Source organism: Streptomyces sp. NPDC059668 (assembly GCF_042734135.1).
GTDB lineage: Bacteria > Actinomycetota > Actinomycetes > Streptomycetales > Streptomycetaceae > Streptomyces.
This window is the reverse complement of sequence record NZ_JBHWEL010000051.1, coordinates 49,666-58,844: the sequence shown is the minus strand read 5'-3', so window position 1 is coordinate 58,844 and position 9,179 is coordinate 49,666. Positions and strand designations below refer to the sequence as shown.

Here is a 9,179-nt window from a genome sequence, read left to right as displayed (position 1 = left end):
GGGGGCGACCGCCCCGGCGCGGCCGGGCGGGCCGGGCCCCCGCCCCCCGAGCCCCCCCGGGTGGGGGCGCCGCAGGCGCGGGTCGGGGCCGTCGCGGTCGCGTCCCGCGCCGCCCCCACCGCGGTGCGCTCCGACCCCGGTGGTGCGTCCGTAGGCCCGGGTGCCCTCCGCCGCCAGTGCCTGGGCGGCCCGGTGCGCACGCTCCATCCCCGCCAGCCACGCCGGGCGGGCGGCGGCGGGCGGGGCCCCGCCGGCGATCCGGGCGACCGTGCCCGCGTCGAGGCCGCGGCCGGTCAGCGCCGGCCCGTCGGCCTCGGCGAGCACGCGCGCACCACCGGTACGCGGATCGTCAGGGGGTGTTTCGGCGGTGCGCTCGAGCACGACGGAGGTTCTCCTCAACCACACGGCCCCGGGCGCCCCCACGCCCGAGGTGCCGGACAGCGGACCGGAGCGGACGTCCGCTCCGGCCGACGCGCGTCCGTCAGGACAGTCCGGCGGACGACAGCCACTGCTTGGCGACGTCCAGCGGGTCCTTGTTGTCGTTCTGCACCTGGGCGTTGAGGTCGACCAGCGCGTCCGTGTCGAGCTTCGCCGACACGGCGTTGAGGGCGGAGACCCCAGCGGAGGTGAGACCGCTCTTGTAGGCGAGCGGGGTGACGTTCTCGAAACCGAAAAGATTCTTCGGGTCCTGGAGAACGACGAACTTGTTCTTGGAGATTCCGGGGTCGGTCGAGAAGATGTCCGCGGCCTGGATGTTGTTGCCCTTCAGGGCCGCGACGGTCAGCGGGCCACCCGCGTCCAGCGCCTTGAACGACTTGAAATTGAGGCCGTATTCGGACTTCAGGCCGACCAGTCCCTGCTTGCGGGTCTGGAACTCCGGCGAACCGCCGATGACCATGTCCTTGGCCGCGTCGGCGAGGTCGGCGATGGTCGACTTCTCGGTGAGGCTGTACTTCTTCGCCGTGGCCTCGTTCACCGCGACCGCGTCCTTGTCCTGGGCCTCGGAGGGCTCCAGCAGGGTCAGCTTGGCGTCGAGACCGGCGGTGATGGCCTTCGAGGTGTCCTCGACCGTGGTCGGGGCCGCCTTGGCGTCCAGATAGGCCAGCAGGGCGCCGTTGTACTCGGGCAGGACGGTGATCGTGCCGTTCTTGATCAGACCGTAGGTCGTCTCACGGCTGCCGATGTTGAGCTTGTAACTGACCTTGATGCCCTTGGCCTTCAGGGCCTCGCCGTAGATGTCGGCGATCAGGATGCTCTCGGGGAAGTTGTTGGAACCGACCACGACCGTACCGCCCTTGGCGGTGTCACCCTTCAGCGGGTCCTTGCTGTCGGAGTTGTTGTCGGAGGAACCGCAGCCCGTGAGGGCGGCCGCGGCCACAACCAGCAGGGACACGGCATACGTTGCGGTCGTTCGGGTGCTTCTGGCGTGGGTCACGTTGGTCATCCAGACTTGTGCATGGGGGTCGACGGTCGGAAGGCATGGCGTGTAGTCGATCCAATCGAGCGCAGTAACGCACCGTCAAGACACGAATAGATCACCGATGGAGACCGGGCGGCTTCACCGCGTGTGCGCAACTCGATGTAAAGGACGCCGAATCAGACGTATCGCCGTGTCACTTTTTGGTTGATCATGGCCGTACTCTTGCGGCAGCCGCTAATGTTGGCCGAGTCGGGGGACATGGTTCCACTTGCTCGGCCCGAGCGTGCTGACACGACCGTCCACGCAGCCCGGGCTGCGGGCTTCCAATTGGGAATGAAGTCAAGGAGGTTTGGTGCCCGCGCACAGGAAAGCCGCCCGGGGGCCGCAGACCACGGCTCCCCGAATAGGCCGGACGCCCTCCCTCCTCGACCGTTGGCCATTCCGACGGAAACTCAACGTCCTGGTCATTGTTCCGTTGGCCGTTGTTTCCGCGATGATCGCCTACATCGTCTCCTCCGAGATGGACTCGGCCCGTTCCGCGGCCGCGACGGCCCGTCTCGTGCGGGACAGCGCGCAGGTCACCAAACTGATCGACGGAGTGCAGACCGAGCACCGGCAGGCACTCCTGGTCTCCCTGCGCCACGAGGCCGCCCGCCCCGGGGACAGGGCGGCCGACACCTCCGCCTTCCTCCAGGCGCAGCAGAAGGTCACCACCCAGGCCGAGGCGGTGCGGGCCACCTACGGCGATCGGCTCCCCGAGGCCGAGGCCCAGGCGCTCAAGGAGCTGGAGGGTCTCGACAGCCTCCGCAAGACCATCGAGCAGGGCCCGATCCCCGCCGACAACATCGACCCGGCGTACGGATCGGTGATCGAAGGCCTCATCAACGGCCTCGGCCTCGGGCAGTCGGGCGGTGAGTCCTCCGAGTCCGCCGGCAACCTGCTCGACGCGCTGCTGCGTGCCGACACCGCCCACGCGTCCTTCGAGACCAGCGTCTTCGCGGCCCGCACCCGCGACGCCAACGCGCTCATCGAGTACACCGGAGCGGTCGGCGACTACGAGCAGTACACCTACCAGGCCGAGCGCTTCACCCGGTTCGCGAGCCAGGAGCAGGGCGCCGAACTCGCCGCGATCGAGCACAGCGCCTACCAGAGCGTCATCGCCCAGCACTACGCGGCGCTCCAGGTCGACCCCAGCGGTCTGGTCGCCGAGAGTCCCGCGCAGTTGCGGGCCGCGCTCCAGGGCGCGCTGACCGCCGACCCGACCTACGAGCGCCAGGCCCAGAACCGGCTGAAGATCACCGAGTCGCTCATCCACGAGATCGCCGCCGACACCCAGGCGGCCTCCGACGACGCCTGGTGGCAGGTGGTCTGGCTGGTGGCCGCGAACCTGGCCGCCTTCGCGGCCTGGATCCTGTTCTCCGCGCTGGTGCGCCGCTCCGTGGTGCGCACCGTGCGCAGTCTCACCCAGGCGGCCCAGCACGTGGCGGCCGCCGCCGAGACCGAACTCGCCCGGGTCGCGGACGACGACGCCGAGGACGCGGGTCCGCCGCGGCTCGAAGCCGTCCCCGTGCCGGTCCGGGACGAGATCGGCGAACTCGCCGAAGCCTTCAACCAGGTGCAGGTCACCGCGAGTGCCCTGCTGGAACGCCAGGTCGTCAGCCGCCGCAACATCGCCGAGATGTTCGGCAACGTCGGCCACCGCGTCAGCAACCTGACAGCACGTCAGCTCGCGCTGATCGACTCCGTGGAACGCGGTGAGACCGACCCCGAGGTACTGGACCGGCTCTACCGCATCGACCACATCGCCGTACGTCTCCAGCGCAACGCCGACAGCCTGATGCTGCTCGCCGGCATCCGTGAGACGGGTCTCAACTCCGGTCCCATGCGGCTCAGCAACATCGTCCGCGCCGCGCTCGGCCAGATCGAGGGCTACCAGCGCGTCACCCCGCACGCCGAGGGCGACGTCACCGTCGCCCCCGACATCGTGGGCGACCTCACGCTGATGCTCGCCGAACTCCTGGAGAACGCGGTGACGTTCTCCCCGGCGTCCAGCAGCGTCGAGGTCGTCCTCAGGCCCCGGCACGGCTCCGGCGGCGGCGCCCTGATTGAGATCATCGACCACGGGCTCGGGATGAGCGTCGAGCGGCTGGAGGAGGAGAACGCCCGCCTGATCCGCCGCGAACGACTCGACCTGGCACCGACCGAGGTCCTCGGCCTCTTCGTGGTCGGCGGTCTCTCCCGGCGCTGGGGCATCGAGGTCGTCCTGACCCGCACCCCGGGCGGCGGTGTCACGGCCACCGTCGCGGTACCCGCCTCCCACCTGCTGCTCGCCGACCCCACCGGAGCCGCGGCCAGGGCCCCGCACATCCTGCCGCCGCCCCGCCGCTCGGGCCTCGCCGAACCGCGCCCCGCCGCCGTCGATCCGGAACCGGGCCCCTCCTCGCTGCCGCGCAGGATTCCCGCCCACAGCCGCGGCGCGGAGTCCCCCGGCCACGCCGGCCGTCAGGAACCGGTGTCCGAGGGCGGCATGGGCTACGGCGGCCCCGGCGCGGCCCGGCCCAGGCCAGGCGGCGCCGCGGCCCCCGAGGCACCGGCCCGCCCCGGACCCGGAGCCCGCGCGGGAACCGGACACGACACGCCCCCGAGCGGTGCCGCCGGTCCGCTGCGGCAGCGCGGCACCGGCGCCGTCGGCGGGCTCGGACTGCCACCCCGTACCGCGGGCGGCGGCCTCAGGCCGTCTCCTCGTGCCGCGGACGATGACCTCGGACAGCCGTCACGGGGCGGGAGTCCGGGACGCGGCCCGGCCCCGGCGGCCTCCGGCGGCGCTCCGGCGCGACCGGCCGAGGACGGCGCCAGTCCGCTGCGGCGCCGCGTGCGCGGCGCGACCCTGCAGGCCACCACCGCCTCGACCCGGCTGCCCAGACAGGCCGTCACCAACCCCAGCCCCAACCCGCGCCCGCCCGCCTGGCAGACCGCCGACGCGGAAGCGGCGCGCTCCGAGATCGACGAGTTCGAGGAAGCCGTCCTGCGGGCCGAGCGTGAGAGCGCGGCCGGATACCGAGGCGGTGGCGGAGGGCCGGCCCGCTCAGGGGGCCGGCCCGACACCTCGACCGAACACAGCACAGAGAACAACAGACCCTCATTCCCGGAAGGCACGAGCAAGTGACCATGTGGACAGGTGGACCGGAGTCCGCGGCCGTGGAACCGGCGACGGACGTGAAGACCGCCGCTGCCGACTTCAATTGGCTGCTCAATCGTTTCGCCACCGAGACGGCCGGAGTCGTCGACGTGATCGGCGTGTCCTCCGACGGTCTGCTGATCGCGGTGTCCCAACTGCGCGGCAAGGCGGACTCGGAGCGGCTCGCGGCCATCGTCTCCGGGATCACCAGCCTCGCCATGGGCGCCTCGGGCAACTACGGCCTCGGCGGGCTCAACAAGGTCATCATCGACCTGGAGGAGGGCCACGTCCTGGTGTCCGCACTGGGCGCGGGCGCGGTGCTCGGCGTGGTCGCCTCGAAGGAGGCGAAGCTCGGGAACATCGCGTACGAGATGACCCTCTTCGCCAACCGCGCCGGCGCCGCCCTGAGTCCACAGCTGGTCATGGAGCTCAAGAACACCGTGGGGATCGCGCCGACCCGTTGACGGTCGGCGGGGGCGTCGCGAAGGCCGCGACGACCCGCGAGGTGAAGGGTGAGGACGTGATGACGGCCGGCGAGCCATCAGCCGCCGACGACGGCGCGTGGGGTGTGGAACCCCCCGCGTCGGTCGTCCGGCCATTCCTGCTGACCGCGGGACGGATCGCCGGAGGTGACAGCCTGGTCCCGCCGATCCCGATCGAGACGCAGGTCGTCGCGACCGAACTCGGTCTGGCCACGCTGGAGGCCTTCGTCTTCGACCAGCACCGCGACATCATCACGGTCTGCCGTCAGCCGCAGTCGCTGGCGGAGATCGCGGCGAAGCTGCGGATGCATTTGAATGTGATCAGGGTGCTCGCCGACGACCTGCGCGCCGACGGTCAACTGGCCTTGTACGCACCGCAGGCCGAATCCGCCCGCGACGCCACCGTATTGCGAAGGGTTATCGATGGTCTCCGAGCTATCCCCGACTCCCGGGGCGCGATCCGTGAGCGCTGACACCGAGGCGTCCCGGCCGCCCATACCGGTCAAGATGGTCATCGCGGGCGGCTTCGGCGTCGGCAAGACCACCACCGTGGGCGCCATCTCCGAAATAGAGCCGCTCACCACCGAGGCGTCCATCACCTCGGTCGCGGCGGGCATCGACGACCTCTCCCACACCCCGGAGAAGATGACGACCACCGTCGCCATGGACTTCGGGTGCGTCACGCTCGATCCCACCCTGAAGCTCTACCTGTTCGGCACGCCCGGCCAGGAACGCTTCGGCTTCATGTGGGACGACCTGGTCGAGGGCGCCCTCGGCGGGCTCGTCATCGTCGACACCCGCCGGCTCGACGACTGCTACGCGGCCGTCGACTACTTCGAGCACCGCGAGATCCCCTTCGCGGTGGCGGTCAACGCCTTCGACGGCAAGGTCGAGCACGACCTCAACGACGTACGGTGGGCGCTCGACGTCGGCGACCACGTGCCGCTCACCGTGTTCGACGCCCGCGAGCGCGGATCGGTGCGCGACGCGCTTCTCGTCGTCCTCGAACACGCCCTGGCCACCGCGGAGAAGTGACGGTCCGGGAGTGACCGCGCGAGAACGGGAGTGAGCGCACGAGGAGGGGGGACGGGCCCGGCCCGTCCCCCCTCCTTTCCGTTGCTCCCGCCTCGCGTCAGGCCGTACGGCGCCTGCGCACCCCGGGGGAGACCGCCACCCGGGTGATGGCCCAGAACAGCACGAGCACGAGCAGCGCCAGCACGGCGGTGAGCGCGGCACCGCCCGCCACCTTCTCGTAGTTGCGCTGGTACAGGCCGTCCAGGATGTAGCGGCCGACTCCGCCCAGACTCACGTACGCCGCGATCGTCGCCGTCGACACGATCTGGATCGCCGCCGAGCGCAGCCCGCTGAGGATCAGTGGCAGCGCCGCGGGCACCTCGACCTGGAACAGGATCTTCCGCTCCGCCATGCCCATACCCCGGGCGGCGTCGACGGGGGACGGGTCCACGGTGCGGATCGCCTCGTAGGTGGTGATGAGGATCGGAGGGATCGCCAGCACCACGAGCGGGATCATCACGGGCACGATGCCGAGGCCCAGCCAGACGAACATCAGCACCAGCAGCCCGAAGGTGGGCAGCGCGCGGGCGCCCGCCGACACGAAGGCGAGCGCGTTGCCGCCGCGGCCGGTGTGCCCGGTGACCAGGCCGATCGGCAGACCGACGGCCGCGGCGACGGCGAGCGCCCCGGCCGTGTACTGGACGTGTTCCCACACGCGCTGCGGGATGCCGTCGTAGCCGTGCCAGTGGGACCCGTCGCTGAAGAAGGACTGCATGAAGTTCAGTACGTTCACGAGACGCTCTCCGGTGTGCGGGTGGGGCCCGGGATCGTGGACGTAGCGCGCCCGGCCCTGCGGGACGAGGGCGGCTGCCAGGGGGTGAGCACCCGCTGGAGCAGCACGAGAAGGGCGTCCACCAGCACCGCGAGGACGGCGGTGGTGACCACCGAGTTCACGGCGAGCAGCGGGCGGTGGTAGAGCATCGCGGTGGTCAGCAGATTGCCCAGCGCCCCCTGGTTGCCGATCAGCGATCCGACGCTGACCAGACTGATGCTGGAGGCCGTCGCCACCCGCAGTCCGGCCATGATCGCCGGTACGGCGATGGGCAGTTGGACCTGGAGATAGCGGCGCACGGTGCCGATGCCCATCGCGGCGGCGGCCGCGTTCGTCTCCTCGGGGACCGAGCGGACTCCGTCGACGACCGCCGGGACGATCACCACGAGGCTGTACAGGCACAGCGGGATCATGACGGTGGTCCGGCTGAGCCCCGTGTAGTCGATGAGCACCACGAAGAAGGCGATCGACGGGATCGCGTACAGCACCGTGGTGGTCCACAGCACCGGCGGATAGATCCAGCCGTAGCGGACGCAGAGCAGTCCGATCGGCAGCGCCAGCAGGAGACCGACGAGCACGGGGACCAGCGCCTCCAGCATGTGCCCGCCGATCAGGCCGGCATAGCTGCTCTGGAGGTCGCTCGGGATGTCGAAGAAGCCGTTCATCGAACGGCCTTCGCGGGGGCGGACTCCTGTGGGGCGTCCGCGGCGCGCCGCTGCCTGGCCGCGCGGATCGCCGCGGCGACCGTCTCCTGACCGGCGAGCCCCAGCACCCTGCCGGACGCGTCCACGCCGACCGCCTGACCCGTGGGCGACAGGACCGCACGGTCCAGCGCCACCCGCAGCGAGTCCCGGCCCACCTCGAAGCCCTGCCCGTACGGCTCCAGGGTCTGCACCTCACCCGACCACTCGGTCAAGTCGGCCCAGCCCAGGGGCTTTCCGTCGGCGTCGGTGACCAGGACCGGGGTCTGATTCGTCTGTTCCCCGGCCAGCTGCTGCCAGTCGGTGCCGACCGGGAAGACCCGGGAGCGGTCGAGCGCGAGGTCGCGGGTGGACAGGAACGACAGGCCCCGGATGCCCCGGTCGCCGCCGAGGAACTCCTCCACGAACGCGTCGGCGGGCGCCGACAACAGCTCGTCGGGGGCCGCGAACTGGGCGAGTTTGCCCCCGGTGCGCAGCACCGCCACCCGGTCGCCGACGGTGATGGCCTCGTCCATGTCGTGGGTGACGAACACGATGGCCTTGCCCAGTTCGCCCTGGATGCGCAGCAACTCCTCCTGCAGGCCCCGGCGGACGACCGGGTCGACCGCGGAGAAGGGCTCGTCCATCAGCAGGATCGGCGGGTCCGCCGCCAGCGCGCGGGCGACGCCCACGCGCTGCTGCTGACCCCCGGAGAGCTGGTACGGGTAGCGGCGGGCCATGCCCGGGTCGAGCCCGACCCGTTCCATCAGCTCCGCCGCACGGGCACGGGCACGCTGCTTGGACCAGCCGAGCAGCCGCGGCACCGTGGCGATGTTGTCGAGGATCGTACGGTGCTGGAAGAGACCGGCGTTCTGGATGACGTAACCCATGGACTGCCGCAGGGCGTTGACCGGCCGGCGCGTGATGTCCTCGCCGTCGACCCGGATCGTGCCGCTGCTGGGCTCGACCATGCGGTTGATCATGCGCAGCGTGGTGGTCTTGCCGCACCCCGACGGTCCGACGAGCACGGTGATGGAGTGGTTCGGTATCTCTAGGGACAGGCGATCGACGGCCACCGTGCCGTCGGCGTATCGCTTGCTGACATCTTCGATGGCTATCAAGCGTCGAAACCCTTCGGGAACGGCTGTGTTCGGACGTGACCGGATCACGTGCACGAGGGTGCGTAGTCTAGCCAGTTGGCGCGGACGTGCGGTCACCCCAGGGGGGTCCTCCGCCGTGTGATGCGCAGGTGGAGCGCACGAGCCGACGGGCGCCGTCCCGGCCGGCGCGCTCTCCACCGGGCGGGTGACCTCCGGGCGTGGCGACGCGGTGGGGTCGCCGGTGCCCGGTGAGACTGTCGCCCTCACGCCCGCCGCCCGGGGACGCAGTCCCTGCCACAGCCCGGAGAGACCTCGTGCGATTCCCCTTTCACCGGGCCGCGCTGGCCGGCGCCGCCGTCCTCGTCGTGGGGGGGGGGGGGGGCGCCCCCCCCCCCCCCCCCCGCGCCCCCCCCGCCCCCCCCCCCCCCGAACCGGGACCACGAAGATAAAAAAAAAAACGACGACCGCACCAC

General features: G+C 71.1%; 8 protein-coding genes and 1 pseudogene. 4 read left to right on the top strand and 5 right to left on the bottom strand.

Translation table 11 applies throughout. The features are described 5' to 3' along the window. Both ACFV2J_RS29470 and ACFV2J_RS29465 read right to left on the bottom strand, forming a co-directional pair. Positions 1 to 381: pseudogene (locus ACFV2J_RS29470) on the bottom strand (hypothetical protein); the annotation flags it as partial. Between the two features lie 100 nt (positions 382 to 481). Then, on the bottom strand, positions 482 to 1,444 hold the full coding sequence (locus tag ACFV2J_RS29465) for an ABC transporter substrate-binding protein (protein WP_385097038.1): 963 nt from the start codon (positions 1,442 to 1,444) through the stop codon (positions 482 to 484). Between the two features lie 451 nt (positions 1,445 to 1,895). Between ACFV2J_RS29465 and ACFV2J_RS29460 the strand changes: the two genes are divergently transcribed. The 4 genes from ACFV2J_RS29460 to ACFV2J_RS29445 are packed head-to-tail and all read left to right on the top strand — an operon-like array spanning position 1,896 to position 6,115. Beyond that, on the top strand, positions 1,896 to 4,586 hold the full coding sequence (locus ACFV2J_RS29460) for an ATP-binding protein (RefSeq protein ID WP_385441469.1): 2,691 nt from the start codon (positions 1,896 to 1,898) through the stop codon (positions 4,584 to 4,586). 2 nt (positions 4,587 to 4,588) lie between these two features. Further along, entirely contained in the window at positions 4,589 to 5,062 is a 474-nt protein-coding gene (locus ACFV2J_RS29455) for a roadblock/LC7 domain-containing protein (RefSeq protein ID WP_148012874.1), read from the top strand. A 59-nt stretch (positions 5,063 to 5,121) separates the two neighbouring features. Beyond that, the gene (locus ACFV2J_RS29450; protein WP_148012873.1) at positions 5,122 to 5,553 is read left to right on the top strand and encodes a DUF742 domain-containing protein; all 432 of its coding nucleotides are present in this window, start codon (positions 5,122 to 5,124) and stop codon (positions 5,551 to 5,553) included. Beyond that, a complete protein-coding gene (locus tag ACFV2J_RS29445; RefSeq protein ID WP_385441466.1) occupies positions 5,504 to 6,115 on the top strand; it encodes an ATP/GTP-binding protein in 612 nt (203 codons plus the stop codon). Before ACFV2J_RS29450 ends, ACFV2J_RS29445 begins: the two co-directional genes overlap by 50 nt. A 97-nt stretch (positions 6,116 to 6,212) precedes the next feature. Here ACFV2J_RS29445 and ACFV2J_RS29440 read toward each other — a convergent pair whose 3' ends face one another. Genes ACFV2J_RS29440 through ACFV2J_RS29430 form a run of 3 tightly spaced genes read right to left on the bottom strand, consistent with a single transcriptional unit; the run spans position 6,213 to position 8,727 of the window. After that, positions 6,213 to 6,887, bottom strand: a complete 675-nt coding sequence (locus ACFV2J_RS29440; protein ID WP_385088666.1) for an ABC transporter permease — start codon at positions 6,885 to 6,887, stop codon at positions 6,213 to 6,215. Then, on the bottom strand, positions 6,884 to 7,591 hold the full coding sequence (locus ACFV2J_RS29435) for an ABC transporter permease (RefSeq protein WP_385088668.1): 708 nt from the start codon (positions 7,589 to 7,591) through the stop codon (positions 6,884 to 6,886). The genes ACFV2J_RS29440 and ACFV2J_RS29435 overlap by 4 nt, the downstream gene beginning before the upstream one ends. After that, positions 7,588 to 8,727 carry an ABC transporter ATP-binding protein gene (locus ACFV2J_RS29430; RefSeq protein WP_385441463.1) on the bottom strand — a complete coding sequence of 380 codons (1,140 nt, stop codon included), beginning with the start codon at positions 8,725 to 8,727 and terminating at the stop codon, positions 7,588 to 7,590. Before ACFV2J_RS29430 ends, ACFV2J_RS29435 begins: the two co-directional genes overlap by 4 nt. Positions 8,728 to 9,179 lie beyond the last annotated feature (452 nt).

Bases quoted from the DNA above. Each gene is read 5' to 3' on its own strand.
- ACFV2J_RS29465 (WP_385097038.1), bottom strand. From the start codon at position 1,444: ATGACCAACGTGACCCACGCCAGAAGCACCCGAACGACCGCAACGTAT.
- ACFV2J_RS29455 (WP_148012874.1), top strand. From the start codon at position 4,589: ATGTGGACAGGTGGACCGGAGTCCGCGGCCGTGGAACCGGCGACGGAC.
- ACFV2J_RS29450 (WP_148012873.1), top strand. From the start codon at position 5,122: ATGACGGCCGGCGAGCCATCAGCCGCCGACGACGGCGCGTGGGGTGTG.
- ACFV2J_RS29445 (WP_385441466.1), top strand. From the start codon at position 5,504: ATGGTCTCCGAGCTATCCCCGACTCCCGGGGCGCGATCCGTGAGCGCT.
- ACFV2J_RS29435 (WP_385088668.1), bottom strand. From the start codon at position 7,591: ATGAACGGCTTCTTCGACATCCCGAGCGACCTCCAGAGCAGCTATGCC.